The 16,219-nt window shown below is 70.5% G+C and carries 17 protein-coding genes and 2 pseudogenes; 13 read left to right on the top strand and 6 right to left on the bottom strand.

Going from position 1 to position 16,219, the window contains the following annotated elements; genetic code table 11:
• Positions 1-294 precede the first annotated feature (294 nt).
• From ACZ60Q_RS33375 to hemC, 6 genes and pseudogenes are all read left to right on the top strand, one after another.
• The gene (locus tag ACZ60Q_RS33375) at positions 295-1,461 is read left to right on the top strand and encodes a serine hydrolase domain-containing protein (protein ID WP_469641370.1); all 1,167 of its coding nucleotides are present in this window, start codon (positions 295-297) and stop codon (positions 1,459-1,461) included.
• Complete coding sequence (locus tag ACZ60Q_RS33370) at positions 1,458-2,264, top strand: SDR family NAD(P)-dependent oxidoreductase (RefSeq protein ID WP_469641316.1); 807 nt, start codon at positions 1,458-1,460, stop codon at positions 2,262-2,264. The genes ACZ60Q_RS33375 and ACZ60Q_RS33370 overlap by 4 nt, the downstream gene beginning before the upstream one ends.
• Before the next feature lie 55 nt (positions 2,265-2,319).
• Positions 2,320-2,775: pseudogene (locus ACZ60Q_RS33365) on the top strand (GNAT family N-acetyltransferase); the annotation flags it as partial.
• 118 nt (positions 2,776-2,893) lie between these two features.
• On the top strand, positions 2,894-3,874 hold the full coding sequence (locus ACZ60Q_RS33360) for a hypothetical protein (RefSeq protein ID WP_469641315.1): 981 nt from the start codon (positions 2,894-2,896) through the stop codon (positions 3,872-3,874).
• The gene (locus tag ACZ60Q_RS33355) at positions 3,867-4,442 is read left to right on the top strand and encodes an O-methyltransferase (protein ID WP_469641314.1); all 576 of its coding nucleotides are present in this window, start codon (positions 3,867-3,869) and stop codon (positions 4,440-4,442) included. Before ACZ60Q_RS33360 ends, ACZ60Q_RS33355 begins: the two co-directional genes overlap by 8 nt.
• Before the next feature lie 18 nt (positions 4,443-4,460).
• Entirely contained in the window at positions 4,461-5,393 is a 933-nt protein-coding gene (gene hemC / locus ACZ60Q_RS33350; protein WP_469641313.1) for a hydroxymethylbilane synthase, read from the top strand.
• Between the two features lie 184 nt (positions 5,394-5,577).
• Here the strand turns inward: hemC and ACZ60Q_RS33345 are convergent, their stop codons facing one another.
• A complete protein-coding gene (locus tag ACZ60Q_RS33345; protein WP_469641369.1) occupies positions 5,578-5,985 on the bottom strand; it encodes a GNAT family N-acetyltransferase in 408 nt (135 codons plus the stop codon).
• On the opposite strand from ACZ60Q_RS33345, the pseudogene ACZ60Q_RS33340 reads away from it, so the two are divergent.
• Positions 5,962-6,099: pseudogene (locus ACZ60Q_RS33340) on the top strand (MerR family transcriptional regulator); the annotation flags it as partial. The gene ACZ60Q_RS33345 and the pseudogene ACZ60Q_RS33340 sit on opposite strands and share 24 nt — an antisense overlap.
• Before the next feature lie 54 nt (positions 6,100-6,153).
• Here the strand turns inward: ACZ60Q_RS33340 and ACZ60Q_RS33335 are convergent.
• Both ACZ60Q_RS33335 and ACZ60Q_RS33330 read right to left on the bottom strand, forming a co-directional pair.
• Positions 6,154-7,200, bottom strand: coding sequence for a hypothetical protein (locus tag ACZ60Q_RS33335; RefSeq protein ID WP_469641312.1), 1,047 nt, complete (start codon positions 7,198-7,200; stop codon positions 6,154-6,156).
• Between the two features lie 339 nt (positions 7,201-7,539).
• A complete protein-coding gene (locus tag ACZ60Q_RS33330) occupies positions 7,540-7,983 on the bottom strand; it encodes an ATP-binding protein (protein WP_469641311.1) in 444 nt (147 codons plus the stop codon).
• 164 nt (positions 7,984-8,147) lie between these two features.
• On the opposite strand from ACZ60Q_RS33330, the gene ACZ60Q_RS33325 reads away from it, so the two are divergent.
• The 4 genes from ACZ60Q_RS33325 to ACZ60Q_RS33310 all read left to right on the top strand — a co-directional run bounded on the left by ACZ60Q_RS33325 (position 8,148) and on the right by ACZ60Q_RS33310 (position 11,639).
• Positions 8,148-9,026, top strand: coding sequence for a helix-turn-helix domain-containing protein (locus ACZ60Q_RS33325; protein WP_469641310.1), 879 nt, complete (start codon positions 8,148-8,150; stop codon positions 9,024-9,026).
• Positions 9,023-9,232, top strand: a complete 210-nt coding sequence (locus tag ACZ60Q_RS33320) for a DUF397 domain-containing protein (protein WP_469641309.1) — start codon at positions 9,023-9,025, stop codon at positions 9,230-9,232. The genes ACZ60Q_RS33325 and ACZ60Q_RS33320 overlap by 4 nt, the downstream gene beginning before the upstream one ends.
• A 26-nt stretch (positions 9,233-9,258) precedes the next feature.
• Entirely contained in the window at positions 9,259-9,459 is a 201-nt protein-coding gene (locus ACZ60Q_RS33315; RefSeq protein ID WP_469641308.1) for a DUF397 domain-containing protein, read from the top strand.
• Positions 9,460-10,094: 635 nt separating this feature from the next.
• Positions 10,095-11,639 (top strand): alanine/glycine:cation symporter family protein, encoded by a 1,545-nt coding sequence (locus tag ACZ60Q_RS33310; RefSeq protein ID WP_469641307.1) that lies wholly within the window; start codon positions 10,095-10,097, stop codon positions 11,637-11,639.
• Positions 11,640-11,700: 61 nt separating this feature from the next.
• On the opposite strand, the gene ACZ60Q_RS33305 is transcribed toward ACZ60Q_RS33310, so the two are convergent.
• The 3 genes from ACZ60Q_RS33305 to ACZ60Q_RS33295 all read right to left on the bottom strand — a co-directional run bounded on the left by ACZ60Q_RS33305 (position 11,701) and on the right by ACZ60Q_RS33295 (position 14,799).
• Complete coding sequence (locus tag ACZ60Q_RS33305) at positions 11,701-12,552, bottom strand: EamA family transporter (protein WP_469641306.1); 852 nt, start codon at positions 12,550-12,552, stop codon at positions 11,701-11,703.
• Entirely contained in the window at positions 12,549-13,067 is a 519-nt protein-coding gene (locus ACZ60Q_RS33300) for a YbaK/EbsC family protein (RefSeq protein WP_469641305.1), read from the bottom strand. The genes ACZ60Q_RS33305 and ACZ60Q_RS33300 overlap by 4 nt, the downstream gene beginning before the upstream one ends.
• A 94-nt stretch (positions 13,068-13,161) precedes the next feature.
• Positions 13,162-14,799: a penicillin-binding transpeptidase domain-containing protein gene (locus ACZ60Q_RS33295; RefSeq protein ID WP_469641304.1), complete on the bottom strand. Its 1,638-nt coding sequence runs from the start codon at positions 14,797-14,799 to the stop codon at positions 13,162-13,164.
• A 392-nt stretch (positions 14,800-15,191) separates the two neighbouring features.
• Here ACZ60Q_RS33295 and ACZ60Q_RS33290 point away from each other — a divergent pair, with 392 nt between their 5' ends.
• Positions 15,192-15,710 (top strand): hypothetical protein, encoded by a 519-nt coding sequence (locus ACZ60Q_RS33290; protein ID WP_469641303.1) that lies wholly within the window; start codon positions 15,192-15,194, stop codon positions 15,708-15,710.
• A 174-nt stretch (positions 15,711-15,884) separates the two neighbouring features.
• Positions 15,885-16,040: a hypothetical protein gene (locus ACZ60Q_RS33285; RefSeq protein ID WP_469641302.1), complete on the top strand. Its 156-nt coding sequence runs from the start codon at positions 15,885-15,887 to the stop codon at positions 16,038-16,040.
• Positions 16,041-16,219 lie beyond the last annotated feature (179 nt).

Genomic DNA, 16,219 nt, shown 5'->3' with positions numbered 1-16,219 from the left:
AGCGTTCCGTCGGTGTGAACAGGCCGTGACAGCCCGGTGTCACGGCGACCCGCACCCCGAGCAGCCCGCCGGGACGTGCACCATGGGGGGATGAGCGGCAGCGCGGGAGTGAGCACGACGGCGGGCGCGGATTCGGGATCGGGATCGGGACCGGAATCGGGACCGGAATCGGGAACAGGCACGGGGGCTGAACCACGCACGGGAGCGGGAACAGGCACGGGAGCCGAACCACGCACGGGAGCGGACGTGACCGAGGCCGTGACCGAAGCCGTGACCGTGACCGAAGCCGTCGCCGTGGACGTACGGGGCACGGTCGCGCCCGGGTTCGAACCGGTCGCGGAGGCGTTCGTCCGCAACTTCGAGCAGCGCGGGGAGCGCGGCGCGGCCGTCGCCGTCTACCGCCACGGGCGCAAGGTCGTCGACCTGTGGGCCGGTACCCGAGACGTCGACGGCACCGAACCCTGGGCCGTCGACACCGTCCAGATCGTCCGCTCGGCGGGCAAGGGCATCGCCGCCGCCGTCCCGCTCCTCCTCCACCAGCGCGGGCAGGTCGACCTGGACGCCCCGGTCTCCACCTACTGGCCGGAGTTCAAGGCGAACGGCAAGGAACGCGTCCTCGTCCGCGACCTCCTCGCCCACCGGGCCGGGGTCCCCGCCCTGGACACCGCCCTCACCCCCGCCGAGGCCGCCGACGGGGTCTCCGGGCCCGCCGCCGTCGCCGCCCAGCGCCCGCAGTGGGAGCCCGGCACCGACCACGGCTATCACGCCCAGACCTACAGCTGGCTGATCGGCGAACTGGTCCGCCGAGCCACCGGCCGCACGATCGGCCGCTGGATCGCCGAGGAGATCGCCCGCCCGCTCGGCCTCGACTTCTGGTTCGGGCTCCCGGCCGACGAGGCCCACCGCGTCGGCCGCATCGGCCCGGTGGAGCCCCCGGCCGCCGCCGCGGCGGCGGGCGCTCTGCGCGTACGCCCCAAACGCTCCGTCGTCGAGGCCTACCGGGACCCGGACTCCCTCACCCGCAGGGCGTTCGGCGCGATCGACCCGTTCCCCGACGAGAACGACCCCGCCTACCGTGCGGCCGAACTCCCCGCCTCGGGCGGCATCGCGACCGCCCGGGGCCTGGCCCGCTGCTATGCCGCGATGATCGGCCCCGTCGACGGCCACCGCCGCCTGTTCGCGCCCGCCACGCTCACCCTGGCCCGCACGGAGGAGTCGGCGGGTCCGGACCGGGTCCTGGTCGTCAACACCCGCTTCGGCCTGGGCTACATGCTGCACGGCCCGGCGGCGCCGCTGTTGGGTCCCGGCTCGTTCGGCCACCCGGGCCGGGGCGGCTCGCTGGGCTTCGCGGACCCGGAGTCGGGCATCGCGCTGGGCTATGTCACCAACGGGCTCCAGAAGGGAGTCACGGCAGACCCCCGTGCCCAGGCCCTGGTCAGGGCAGTACGGTCGGCGCTATGACACCAGCATCCGCCCGGACCCCGGCCACCCGCTTCGCCGGATACAGCGTCCTGATCACCGCCGCAGGCCAGGGCATCGGCGCGGCAACAGCCCGCCGCCTGGCGGCGGAAGGCGCCTCCGTCCTCGTCACCGACCTGGACGCGAAGCGTGCCGCCCACACGGCGGCGGCGATACGCGAGGCGGGCGGCGCCGCCGAATCCCTCGTCTGCGACGTGGCCGACCGGGCGGCGGTCGAGGCGGCCGTCGCCCACGCGGTCGCCGCCTTCGGCCGGCTCGACGTCCTGGTCAACAACGCCTACGCGGCGGGCCAGGACACCCCGCTCTTCGAGGACGAGACGGACGAGGTCTGGGAACGCGACCTGGACATCACCCTCTCCGGCCCGTTCCGTTGCGCCCGCGCCGCGCTGCCGCACCTGGTCGCCTCGGGCCGGGGTGCGATCGTCACCATCGGCTCGGTCAACGGCGAGCAGGACTTCGGCGGCCACGCGTACAGCGCCGCCAAGGCGGGCCTGACCAGCCTCACCCGTACGCTGGCGGGCCACGCCGGACCGCGCGGCGTACGCGTCAACCTGGTCGCCCCCGGCACGATCCGCACGGACGCCTGGGCGGGCCGCGACGCCGAACTGGACCGGGCCGCCGCCCTCTACCCGCTCGGCCGGGTCGGCACCCCCGAGGACATCGCGTCCGCCGTCGCTTTCCTCGCCTCCACCGACGCGGCCTGGATCACCGGGACGACGCTGCGCGTGGACGGCGGGATCCTCGCGGTGAACACGGGCTTCCGGCAGGCGATGACGCAGCCGTGAACACGCAGCCGTAAATCCGTGGTCGGGCACCGCCCGGCGGACCTACCTCGCGCGGATGATCGACCACGGACACACGGACAGGACCGGCCGCCCCGTCACCTGCGCGAGGTGGACGCGGACAACGGGCGGGCGGTCGCCGACAGCGCGCCCCGCGACGACCAGCGCAACGGGGTCCCGGCCCTGGCCGCTCGCTTCCTGGTGCTGAGCAGCCGCGAGGAGACCGGGACTTCGCTCGCCGTCTGCGCGGGCGACGAGGTGGCCGGACACCTCATGTGGGCCCGGGACGAAAACGGTGCGCACTGGATCGGCGACATGCTGATCGACGCCGCCCACCGGGCGCGGGCATCGGCCGGGCCGCCGTACGGGCCCTGGCGTCCTGGCTCTCCTCCCGCGAGGACGGCACGGTGGTGCGCCTCTCCCACGCCCCGGAGAATCAGGCAGCCGCGCACCTGTACGCCTCACTCGGCTTCCGCCCGACGGGGTGGAGGAAGACGGGGAGGTGGTGGCGGAGTGGGGGAGGCTCCGGCTTCCGGCCGCTCCCCGGGAGAGTGCTCGCGTGCTGCTCGCGCTCCCTGTATTGATTCCGCGCGCCCTATCTTGCCGACAGGGTGTCGGTATCTACTGAGCGCATGACCACACTCACCGAACGGCCGTTACCGGCCGCCCGCCCCGACGGCGTCAATCCCTCGCGTGCCCGGTCCGCCGTGCGCGCCCTCTACACCCGCCCAGCGCTTACCTCCGCACACCTAAGTGCCCCGCTCCTCGCGCTCCCTGATGGGCACCCGGGGGCCGGAAGGCTCCCTGGAGCGGTGCAGCTTTCGGACGTACGGCGGACCGTGGCCCGCTGGAGGGGGCTCGGCATCGGGGGCGTCAAGGCATTCGCCCTTGGCCACGACCGCGACAACGCCGGGTCAAACGCCTTGTCCGCAGGCAACCTCATGGTTCAGGCAGTCTCGGCGATCAGAGAAGCCACACCGGATCTGGCCGTGACCACGGAAGTGTGCGGCTGCTCCTGGACCAGCAGTGGCGAGTGCGTGTTGCGCACCCCCGCCGGAGGTATCGACCTTGACGCGACCTACCGGCTGATGGGTGAGATGGCAGTTCAGCACGCTGAGGCCGGAGCCGATGTCGTATCGCCCACCGCGATGCTTGAGGGCTCGGTACGCGCTGTCCGCGCTGCATTGGACGACAGTGGGCTCCGCGACATCGGGGTGAACCCCAATCTGGCGATCCACACGACGCTGTACGGGCCGTTCAAGACCTTGATGACTACCGACCCGCCTGCAGGCCACCGGCGTGGACTGCAGCTCGAACAGGGCCGTGCCCAGCGCGACACCGTGGTCCAGGCCCGGCGCTGGATCTCCGAGGGTGCAGACTCGCTCACTCTCCAGCCGGTCATGACCGCAGTCGACGTCCTCGTAAGGCTCCGGGCCGACCAAGAGGCACCGCTCGTCGCGTACTCCACCTCCGGCGAGTGGCCTGCTCTGAGAGAGCTGGGATGCGAGGGCATGACCGAGTACATCGCCATGCTTCAGCGCGCGGGCGCGGACCACGTGCTCACGTTCGCCGCCGAACAGGTTGCCACACACCTGGAGCAGAACCGTGGATGACCGTCCGTACTTCCGACCGGCTGCCCTCGACGCCCTCCTCGCCGACGCGATGCGCCTCGGATTCGCCATGTCGTGCGAGGACCGCACCGGCTCCCTCCTCGCCACGCTAGCTGCGTCCAAGCCCGGTGGGCACATGGTCGAACTGGGCACGGGAGCAGGTGCCGGGGCGTCCTGGCTGCTTCATGGCATGCGCGCCGACGCCCACCTGACCAGCGTCGAGATGGACCTCGCGCACCAGGCTGTTGCCGCAGCCCACCTGGGCCACGACACCCGCGTGTCTTTCGTGACGGCAGACGCCGAAGCGTGGCTCGACAGCTACGCCGGGCCGCCTCTCGCCCTCGCCTACGTTGACTGCCGCCCCGGAAAGTTCCATCGCCTGGACGACCTAATCGGACTGCTGGAGCCTGGCGGCCTGTACATCGTCGACGACCTGTTGCCGCAGCCCACCTGGCCCAGCGACCATCAGGCGCGGGTCGACGGCTTCCTCGCACACCTGCCCGAGCAATCCAACATGCTTGGAACCACTGCAACATGGGCGTCGGGGCTTCTCGTCGGAACCCGTATCTGACGGTCTATCGTGAGTGCCATGCCCGCCGATCTGATCCGCATCGTGTCCCGTGACTCGCCCATGGCACTCGCCCAGGTGGAGCGCGTCCGAGCCGAGCTGGCCGCCCTTCACCCCGACACCCGTACGGAGGTCGTCCCGGTCAGGACGACAGGCGATAAGTGGATGGGTGACCTCAGCGCGGTGGAGGGCAAGGGCGCGTTCACGAAGGAGGTGGATGCGGCCCTCCTCGCGGGGGAAGCCGACCTCGCGGTGCACTGTGTCAAGGACATCCCGGCGGACCGGCCCCTGCCCGCCGGCACGGCCTTCGCCGCTTTCCTCCGGCGCGACGACATCCGCGACGCGCTGATCCACCCCGGCGGCCGGCACCTCGACGAGCTGCCCGCCGGGACGCGTATCGGGACGTCGTCCGTCCGCCGCGCCGCCCAGCTCGCCGCATCGCACCCGCACCTCCGCTGCGTACCGATGCGCGGCAACGCCAACCGGCGGCTGGACAAGCTTGCCGCAGGTGACGCCGACGCGCTGCTCCTCGCTGCATCCGGGCTGGAGCGTATCGGCCGCCCCGACGTCATCACCGAGATCCTGTCGCCCGAGGTGATGTGCCCGCCGATCGGTGCCGGGGTCCTCGCTCTGCAGTGCCGCGAGGGCGACACCGGCCTCATCGACGCCGTGAGCGGGCTCGGCGACCCGGCGGCACACCGTGAGACGACCGCCGAGCGGATGTTTCTGCACGTGCTGCAGGGGCACTGCAACAGCCCCATCGCCGGGTACGCCCAAGTGGAACGGAACGGCGACCTGTCGCTCCGGGCCAAGGTCTTCACCCCCGATGGCAAGACCGTCCTCAACGCCCATGAATGGGCCGGGGCGCTGAACCCGGCCACCCTGGGCACCTCCGTCGCGGTCAGCCTGCTGCGCCAGGGGGCGAGGGAGCTGATCGACGGCATCGCCCACTGACCGCCTGCCCACCCGGATGCCTCAGCCGCAACGCCGCAGCCGCGCGCGGAGCCGGGAGATGACCGTCTCCGGGGCGTGGACCGCCTCGAACTCCGCGCCCAACTCCCCTGATGTCAGAGCAGCGAGGGCGGTGTGAACCGCTGGCGCGAGGCAGTGTCCCGTCTCCGTCCGGCACGGTGCTCACCTACCGCTCAGCGCTCAGGACCATCAGCATCGTGGGGTCGGCCACGGGGACGAACCCGATCTTGGCGTACAGCTCGTGGGCATCCAGCGTGGCGAGGAGGGTCCGCTTGAGTTCGTACGGGGCGAGGTGGTCGCGCACGGCGGTCGCCAGCCGCACGCCGAGGCCCCGGCCGCGCGCCGGGTCCACGTACACGTCGCAGAGCCAGGCGAAGGTCGCCCGGTCCGTGACGATCCGGGCGTAGGCGACCTGGGCCCCGTCGGGCCCGTAGACACCGAAGTTGAGCGAACCGCGCATGGACCGCTCGACGAGGTCACGGCTGCGGCCGAGTGCCCAAAAGGCGTCGGTGGAGAGCCAGTGGTGCACCAGGCCGACGTCGATACGGTCCGGGTCGGGCCGGAGGCCGAGCAGCGGGCGGTGGACAGCCTCCGCGACGACCTGTCCTCGGGCCGGTGGGCCGAGCGCAACCGCGACCTCGCCGCCCTCGACACGGCAGAGTTGGGGCTCCGCCTTCTGGTGGCCTGAGCCGTCGGAGCACCGGAGCGCCGGAACGTCGGAACGGGGCGAGGAACGAGTGGCTCAGGCGGCAGTTCGTACGGGGTCGGTTCGGTACGTGCGGTCTTCGCGGCAGTCGCGGCAGTGGCCGGGGGTGGGGGAGCGGAAGGCGCGGTCGCAGTCGTCGCAGGTCTGGAAGGGGGTGATGGTGGTGCGGGGGCGGGTGGGGGCGGTCAGGTCGTGTGAGCCGGGTAGGGGTGGGGGCAGGAGGGTGGTCAGTCGGTGTTTGAGGAGTTTGGCGGGGTGTCTGAGGGGGTGGGGCAGGTCGGTGGTGAGGGTGCGGCGGATGGCGTCGGGGTGGGCTTCCCGTTCGAGCCAGGCCGCGACGCCGGGGACCAGTTGACGGATGTCGGTTTCGGAGAGGGTGAACTGTGGTGTGTGGCGGCGTAGGTCGCTGAGGAGTGCGGTGGCCGCTCGGTTCAGTTCGGGGGTGGGTTCGTCGGGCTGGGGGAGGGGTGCGGGTGGTGGTTTGGGTGCGGTCGGGGGCGGGATCGGCGGTACGAAGAGGGGGGCCGGGGGCGTTTCGCGGGGGAGTGGCGGCGGTACGTGCGGGGGTGCGGACCTGTCCGGCTCGGGTGCGGGTGCCGGGTCCGGAGTGGACCTGGGTGGCTCGGTTGGTGCCGGTGCCGGTGCCGGTGCCGGTGACTGGAGTGGGGGTGGCTCGGCGGGTTGTTGCGGCGCTTCCGGACTGCGGGGGCGTAACAGCGCGGTGGGCTGGTTGCAGAAGACCGTGCGGGTGATGACCCGGCCGCTGGGGAGCCGGTCCCGGACGCGTTGCAGGTAGCCGAAGTTCTCCAGTTCGCGCAGGCCGGCCGCGATGCGCTTCTCGCCTTCGCGGCAGCGGGCGGCGAGTGCTTTGATGCTCACTTCCACGCCCTGGGGCAGCGACTGGATGCGGACGGCGATGCCGACTGCGGTGCAGCTGAGGTCGGGGTGCTGGGCGAGGTGGTTGCCGACGACGGTGAAGCGGTCGGTGTGCGGGATGGCGATGTGGATCACGCCGCTGGTGGGCAGTGGTCCGGGAATCTCCGCCAGGGCGCGGCTGAGCGCAGTATTCTGCTGGGTATCCATCGGGAAGCCCTAACTTCCTTGGTGGCCAGGCCCTCGGTTGGGATTGCTGTCCCGGTCGGGGGCCGACGTGTGTCCGGTGGGGTGTTGGCGTGAGCATATGCCGGACAACCCGCCCGAAAGCGAGCTGAGTTGGGAAATCTCACTCGTGTGGGTGACGAGGTTCCGGTGGGCCCCTGGGATGCGTCAGGTGGTCGCCGGGGGGTGGGTCGGGTGGGGTTATTTCTCTTGTTTCTTTGAGTAGTTGATGTCGCGCTTCGCCGGGTCGCGGTCGAGAACGATCCGGTCGGGGGGCTGCTGGGACGCACCGGGTCGCGGCGGCGCACGACCCGGTGGGGGTCGTCACCGTACGAGGCCGATCTCCGCCCACACGGTCTTACGGGGGACGGGTCCGGGCGTGATGCCCCAGTGGTCCGCCAGCGCCTCCACGATGAGCAGGCCCCGTCCTGTCTCGGAGTCGTCGTCCTCGGGCGGCTTCACCGCTCCCGGGCCGGGCGGAATGCTGTCGCCACGCGTGTCGGTGACCTCGATCCGCAGCGTGCCTCCGCTGACGGTGAGGCCGAGTTGGAAGTCCCGGCCCTTCACGCGCCCGTGCACCGTCGCGTTGGCTGCCAGTTCGGCCACGATGTGTGCCGCCGTCTCCGCTTCGGATGGGAGCCCCCACGCTCCGAGATGGGCCGCTGTGAGCAGCCGAGCGAGCCGGGCCCCTCGGCGGGTGGGGGACAGCAGCACGGTGAACGCCCGTTCGATGGGCGTGTGATGGGCGCGGTGGATTTCCTGATTCATGTCACTCAGCGTGGCCGTCCCGACGTACCGTGCCCAGTGATGAAGCCCTTGCGTACGGTGAGTGTCCGGGGCTTGTCCGGTGTTGTCCGGGCCGTCGGGGGTGACGTGCGGGGAACGGAAGCGGTTGAGGAAAGAACGGCACGCACGTCGGAAGTGGGGCTCTCATGAGCATGGTTGGCGACGGTACGGAGCGCGGGGACGGCGGGGTGGACGAGCCCGGCTGGGAGGTCGACCCGGACGACGAGTCAGGGGTGGCGGTAGTGGCCGCCGTGGGCCGTCAGATCAGGGCGTGGCGCGAGGGTGCGGGTATGCGGGCGGGTGAGCTGGGCTCCGCCATGGGGTACGGCGAGGATCTCGTCTACAAGGTGGAGGGCGGCCGGCGCATCCCCCGACCGGAGTTCATGGATGCGGTGGATCTGGCGGTGGGGGCGGGCGGGAAGCTCGCGGCGATGAAGTCCGACCTGGCGGAGGTGCGGTACCCGAAGAAGATCCGGGAGCTGGCGAAGCTGGAGGCTGCGGCCGTGGAGCTCTCGGCGTACGGAAACCACAACATTCACGGTCTTTTGCAGACCGAGGAGGACGCGCGGGCGTTGTTCGGGATGCGCAGGCCCGCGTTCTCACAGGACGAAGTGGAGAGACTGGTGGCTGCTCGTGTGGCGAGGCAGTCCATCTTCAGCCGCTCGCCCGCACCCGAGCTGAGCTTCGTCCAAGAAGAGGCGACCCTGCGACGCCACCTCGGAGGCAGAATGGTGTGGCGTCGACAGCTCGAACACCTCCTCGAGGTCAGCGAGTTGCGCCATGTCGACATTCAGGTGATGCCGACCAGTCGCGATGAGCATGCCGGAATGGGAGGTGAGATGCAGGTGCTGAAGTTCAAGGACGGCTCGGCGATCGGGCGCTCCGAGGGCGACTTCGGCAGTCGGCCGGTCTCCGATCCGAAGCACCTACGGTTCATCGAACTGCGGTGTGGCATCATCCGGGCGCAGGCTCTCAACCCGAGGGAGTCGCGGGCCTTCATCGAGCAAGTGCTGGGAGAGACATGATCAGCGATACCTCTGCCGGGGATGCGTCCGAGCTGAGTTGGTTCAAGAGCAGCTACAGCGACAGCAGTAACAGCAACGAGTGCGTCGAGGTCGCGACCGCCCCGTACGCCGTCCTTGTGCGCGACTCCAAGAACCTTCAGGGCCCCCGTCTCGCCGTCGCGCCCGCCGCGTGGGCGGGTTTCGTGGCGTACGCCGCAACGCACTGACCCTCTTCGGGAGCGACGTGAATCAGATGCCTTCTGCCGTGGACCCGTCCGAACTGCTCTGGTTCACGAGCAGTTACAGCGACAGCAGCAATCCCAATGACTGCGTCGAGGTCGCGACCGCCCCGTGCGCCGTCCACGTACGCGACTCCAAGAACCTTCAGGGCCCCCGTCTCGCCGTCGGGCCCGCCGCGTGGGCGGGTTTCGTGGCGTACGCCGCAACGCGGTAAGCCGCACGGCCCGGTCGCGAGGGTAGGCGCCCTGCGATACCGATAGTGGTCCGACCAGGACGGCGCGGTCGCGCTCGCCTGTGACGTCCCGCAGTTCGTCGGGCGGATGCCGCTCTCCAGCTCGGGCCTCGTCCGGCTGAGGGTTCCCGTCCCCCTCTTGGCCGCCACCGCCCCCCGGATCCTTGCCGCTCGCGGTGGCCCGTTCGACGCCGCTGACGCGTCGCACCGGCCTGTCTACGTGGCGACCGGCGGGGTAGGCGACGGGAGAAGTGCCCCCTCCGACCTGCCGACAGGTGTCCGATTGACGTATCCGCGTCTCCGCGCAGCGGTGACACCGCCCACCCAGGATCTTCACTCGCGTTCTCTGGAAAAGTGACCTGCATCACTAAAGATCAGGTAAAAAGCATGGTAAAAATGCCCAACTTCGTAGGCGGAAACCTCGCCGAAGCGGAGTGCCGGGACCGCCCCGGCGGCAGGCCGGAGCGACCGTCATCGTCGTCCAACTCATGGGACACGCCAGGTCGTTGACCGGGCAACGACGTTCGCTCGTCCCTCCAGAAGCGTCCCCCCATCGCACACCGACCGGCCAGGACACCCCACTTGTCCGCCGTTCCCGCTCCATCGAGGTAGCCAACGTGTCACTCGAATCCATAACCGAGAACGTCGACGGAGCTGTCAGCGGGTTCTTCGAACCCATAGCCAAATGGCTCGGCGAGATCGTCTTCTACGCCGTCCCCGTCGGCGGGACGGACCTTCCGCTCATCGTCGCCTGGCTGGTGGTGGCGGGCCTCGTCTTCACCGGATGGTTCGGATTCGTCCAGGTACGAAAGTTCCGCCTCGCCATCGACGTGGTGCGCGGCAAGTACGACGACAAGGAATCGGCGGGCGAGGTCAACCACTTCCAGGCGCTGACCGCCGCCGTCTCCGGCACCGTCGGCCTCGGCAACATCGCCGGTGTGGCCGTCGCCGTCTCCATCGGCGGCGCCGGGGCCACGTTCTGGATGATCCTCTGCGGTCTCCTCGGCATGGCCACCAAGTTCGTCGAGGTCACCCTCGGTGTGAAGTACCGCGAGGTCCACGCCGACGGCACCGTCTCCGGCGGACCGATGCACTACCTGCCCAAGGGGCTCGGCGAACGCTTCGGGAAGAACGGCAAGACCTTCGGCAAGTTCCTCGCCGTCCTCGCCTCGATCATGATCCTGTTCTTCGGGCTCTTCGGCGGCAACCTCTTCCAGGTCAACCAGTCCTACGCCCAGCTCGTCTCCGTCACCGGCGGCGAGGACGGGGCGATGGGCTCCTCGGCCGGGGCGCTCTTCTTCGGTGTCCTCGTCGCCGCCCTCGTCGGGATCGTGCTGCTCGGCGGCATCCGTTCCATCGCCTCGGTCACCAGCCGGCTCATTCCCGCGATGGCCGGGATCTACATCGTCGCCTGCCTCGTCGTCATCCTCGTCAACGTCACCGCCGTGCCCGCCGCGATCGGCACGATCATCGAGGGTGCCTTCAACCCCGAGGGCGTCGCGGGCGGTGTGCTCGGCGCACTGATCATCGGGTTCCAGCGCGCCGCGTTCTCCAACGAGGCGGGCCTCGGCTCCGCGCCGATCGCCCACTCCGCTGTCAGGACCAAGCACCCGGCCAGCGAGGGCCTGGTCGCCCTGCTGGAGCCGTTCATCGACACGGTCGTCATCTGCACCATGACCGCGCTGACCATCGTCATCGCCAACCCGGCGAGCTGGGGCGAGGCCCGCGAGGGTGAGTCGATCGGCGGCGTGACGATCACCTCGGACGCCTTCGAGACCGTGCTGCCCTGGTTCCCGTACGTCCTGACCGTCGCCGTGCTGCTCTTCGCGATCTCCACGGTCCTCACCTGGGGCTACTACGGCCTCAAGGCCTGGACGTACCTCTTCGGTCGCAGCCGCACCAGCGAGATCGTCTTCAAGTCCCTCTACACCCTGCTCGCGGTCTCCGGGTCCCTGCTCACCCTCCAGACCCTCATCGACCTGGCCGACGCGGTGCTCTTCTCCCTGGCCGTCGTCAACATCATCGGCCTCTACCTCCTGGCGCCCGTCGTCAAACGCGAGCTGAACACCTTCCTCGAATACGTCCGCACCCACAAGGCCGACGGAACGGACGAGGACAAGAGCGAGGACAAGGACGAGGAGTCGGCGAAGGCGAGCGTCTGAGTCCTGCCGTCCCGATCCCTCCTGATGCCTCCCATCCTGTGCGTACGCAGGGCGGGAGGCATCAACTCGTGCGTAGCATCAGCCCGATGCCCACCACCATCAGCCCCGCCGCCGCGATCCTCGGGCCACCGAAGCGCTCCTTGAAGAAGATCGTGCCGATCGCCGCGCCCACGATGATCGACGACTCCCGCAGCGCCGCGATCGGGGCGAGCGGGGCCTTCGTCTGGGCCCAGAGGACCAGCCCGTACGCGGCCACCGAGAGGACCGCGCCGAGCAGGCCGCGTACCGCGTAGAGCCGTAGCTGCGGGAGGAGTTCGGCCCGGTGGCGGTAGTACGCGTACGCCGGGATCACCAGGCCCTCAAGGATCATCAGCCAGGCGATGTAGCCGAGGGGGGTGCCGGAGGCCCGGACGCCGACGCCGTCCACCGTCGTGTATCCGGCGATGGCCAGACCCGTGCCGAGGGCCGCGACGATCGCCGGCCAGTGCGGGCGCTTGCCGGAGCCCCGGATGCCCCACAGCGCCAGCCCGACCAGCCCGGCCGAGGCCACCGCCACGCCCGCCGTGGCCCAGCCGTTCGGACGCTCGCCGACGAACACCGCCGCCAGGACCGTCACCACCAGCGGGGCCGTGCCCCGGGCGATCGGGTACATCTGCCCGAAGTCGCCGAGTGTGAACGAGCGCATCAACAGCAGCATGTACACGACGTGCAGCACGGCCGATGCCACCAGATAGGGCCAGGCCCCCGCCGCCGGAAGCGGGACGAAGAGAGCCATGACCACGCCGATCAGCAGGCCGCCGCCGGAGATCAGGGTGAACGAGACCAGCTGATCCTTGATCGCGTGCGCGATGGCGTTCCAACTGGCGTGTGTGAGGGCAGCCATGAGGACCGCGAGGGTGACCAGCGGGGTCACTTCGCGGGCTCGCGCACATCCGTGACCCTCGCGCCCGCGTGGGCGATCAGCGTTTTCGGGTCGAGCGGGAACACCGTGTGCGGAGTGCCCGCCGCCGCCCACACCACCGCGTGGTCCAGCAGCCGCCGGTCCGCCAGCACCCGGGTCCGGGTGGCGTGGCCGAAGGGCGGTACGCCGCCGATCGCGTACCCGGTCGCCTCCCGGACCAGGTCCGCGTCCGCCCGCTCGACCTTCCGCGCGCCCAGTTCACGCCGTACCAGCTCGACGTCCACCCGCGAGGAGCCGTCCATCAGGACCAGCACGGGCACGCCGTCCGCCGTGAACACCAGGGACTTGACGATCTCGCTCAGCGAGCAGCCGACCGCCGCCGCGGCCTGGGCCGCCGTACGGGTCGCGTCCGGGAAGCGGCGCACCTCTGCCTGGAGGCCGAGCTCGGCCAGCGCCTCGGCGAACCGGGGGTGGGCGGGGGAGACGGGGGCGGCAAGCGTGGTTTCGGGGGGTTCGGATGTGTTCATGGCTGCACGCTAGCGGTCGGTGCAGTATGCACGCGAGGGGACGTAGTGCCCCGTGCCCAGTGCCCCGCGCCCCGTGCGTCGAACGGCTGCGGCCTCAGCGGCCCGCGCGCAGCACCTCCGCCACGACCGGGCCCGCCGCGTCGCCGCCGTGGCCGCCGGTCTGGACGACCGCGGCAGCCGCGAGGTCGTCGCTGAAGCCGGTGAACCAGCTGTTGGAGGTGTCCTGCCCGTCGACCTCCGCCGAACCGGTCTTCGCGCCCTTGTCGCCGCCCACCGAGGCCATCGCCTTCGCGCCGGTGCCCCAGGCGGCCGTGGCGCGCATCATCGTGGTGAGCTGCTGGGTGACGGACGGCGACAGTGAGCGCGATGCCGTCGCCAACTGCCGGTCGTCCAGGGACTGCGGGACGATGACCGGCTGGCGGAAGGTGCCGGTGCGGGCGGTGGCGGTGATGGACGCCATGTTGAGGGCGTTCATCTGGACCGTGCCCTGGCCGATGTACTGGGCGGCGGCCTCACCCTGGACCTCCTCCGGCACGCTGCCGTCGGTCGTGACGACACCGGTCTTCCAGTCCAGGCCGATCCCGAAGACCTCCCGCGCCTCCTTGGCGAGCGCCGAGTCGTCGTCGACTTCGTCGATCAGCTTGACGAAGGCGGTGTTGCACGACCTGGCGAAGCTCTGCGTGAACGTGGAGCCGTCCGGCAGCGAGAAGTGCTTCAGGTTGTGGATCGTGCGGGTGTAGTACCTGGCCTCCTTGGGGCACTCCGCCGCCCCGTTGGCCGTGACCAGGCCCTTTTCCAGCAGCATCGCCGCCGTCATGATCTTCAGCGTCGAGCCGGGCGCCTGCTTTCCCTGCATCGCCGTGTTGAACCCGGTCGCCGGATTGTTGGCCACCGCGCGGATCGCCCCCGTCGACGGCTTCACCGCGACCACGGAGGCCTCCGCGTACTTCTTCACCGCCCGCTCGGCCGCCTCCTGAGCGCCCGCGTCGATCGTCGTCCGCACCTTGCCCGGCTTGCCCTTGGCCAGCGTCAGCAGAATGACGTCCGGCTGGGTCTCGTCGGCGGGCTCGATCCATGTCTCGATGCCGGGTGAACCGCCCGCGCTCGCCCCGTACTTCTCGCGCAGCGTGTCCAGGATCGGCCCGAGCGAGGGGTACTCCTCCTTGGTCAGCGCCGTCCCGTTGTGGTCGACGGCCTCGATCGTCGGCGTCGAGGACTCGCCCGTCCTCAGCGTCGCACCCTCCGTCAGCTGCGGGTGCACGATCGTCGGGGCCCAGTCGACCAGGGCCTTGCCCGTCGTCAGGCCGCGCACCACGGTCAACTCCGAGGCGTAGACAAGGGGCTTGGAATTACCGTCGTACGAGACAGTGGCCTTGACCTTGTAGGGCACCTTCGTGCCGACGGCCGGGCCCGGGGTGATCTTCACCTCGCCGATGCGGGCGTCCTCGCCGTACGAGGCGAGCACCGGTTCCGCGCCCGCCTCGTTGTTGGTGAGGAGGGACGCGGCCCTCGCGTCCCCCGCCGCCCACGCGTCGAGGAAGCCCTTCGACGTCTCCGCTATCTCCTCCGCGCTCGGCGGTCCCGTCTTCACGTCCGACGACTCGGACGCGCTCCGCGGCCCGCCGTCCCCGCCGACCGTGTCCCCGAGCATGCTGTACGCCCCGTAACCGATCCCTCCGGCCATCAGGACGAACGCTCCGCCGATCACGGCGACCTTCGCTCCACTGCGCATCTCGCGGTCCCCCTCCCCAGGAGAGCCCCTTGAACGCGTTCAAGGGGCAACTGTGAGGAACCCTAAAGGGGTATGGCAGACGGTGAGGGCGTTGTTACCGGACCGGAATGCTCGGCCGGAAGCGCTCTCTGCCGTGCGGTACGGGGCGGTGCGGGGCGGTCCGGGGTGGCGTGCTCCCCGCGCTGCGCTGCGATGCCCTGCGCCTTCTGTTCGACTGCGACGGCGCTCAACCTGCGCGGGAGCGCTGACACCCCGGCCGTGGTTGCCGACAACAGGCAGTCGGGCCGGGCCCTGTGTGCCGACATCACCCACTGAATTCACCTCGCTGACCCGCCTACCCTGCTCGGACATGAGAAAACGAAACGTCGGCGCGGTGCCGACGGGCAAGGGGGGTGGGCCGGTTGGACGGCAGAGCGAACGGGGGTGCGCCCGGGGTGCGCGCCCCGTCGAGCGCGGACGCGGACACGGCCGGCGGCGGCGCGAGTGGCGTGGGGCCTCGCGCGTCCATGCTGATGTCGCTGGCTCTCGCCCTGCTGCTGGGGGCGCTGTCGGCGCTGGTGATGTTTCCGGCGGCCCAGCACCTGCGCTCCCTCCAGGGCGGCGAGCGGGCTCGGGCGACGTTGCACACGGCCGGAGCGTGCATGTCGGGCCAGTGCGAGGTGAGGTTCGAGGCCGGTGGGCGGACCGTGGTGGCCGACCTCCCGGTGGGCAGCGGAGGCGGCAAGCAATCCGTCGGCGCCGCCATGACCGTCCGGTACCAGGCGGATGATCCGCGGGTGGTCGCCCGCGAAGACGATGTCGGGGGCGGCGGCGCGGCCCTGCTGGCGTGGCTGTCGGCCGGGGCCGCCGCGTTCTTCCTGCTGCTGTCGGGGGCGGCCGCGGTCTTTCTGGCACGACAGCGGCGAACATGATTCGGAAGATGTGTGTGAGTGATGTGTGTGAGCGTCGAATTGCCGGGCACACGGACCTTCGCAACGAGGTCCTGGCGGCATTCGGAGCCGGGATATGCCGGTGGGTTGCCCTGAGGTCGTTGTGAAGCGCAGGCGTATACGCGTCTGAAACGGAATCGACGATGGGAAACGAAGATGATCCTCCTTGGGCTTGTTCTGCTGATTATCGGCCTGCTTGTCGGTATGGGCCTGCTGACGACGGTCGGCGGCGTCCTTGTCCTGGTGGGCGCCATCCTCTGGATCCTGGGTGCGACCGGCCGCGCGGTCGGTGGGCGAAAGCACTTCTTCTGACCCTCGGGGGTGAGGAGAAGCCGGGAATTCCGTCAACGAACGGGATCCTGTGAAATGCGGGCGGGGGGGGGGGGGCCCGGGGGGGGGGCCCCCCCCCCCCCGGGCCCCGGGGGGGGGGGCGGGGGGGGGGCGAACACCGGGGGCCCCCCACAAACGGCCCCCCCCCCGCGGCCCCGCCG

Source organism: Streptomyces sp. NPDC104313, from assembly GCF_055583985.1.
This window is presented reverse-complemented; position numbering and strand designations above follow the sequence as displayed.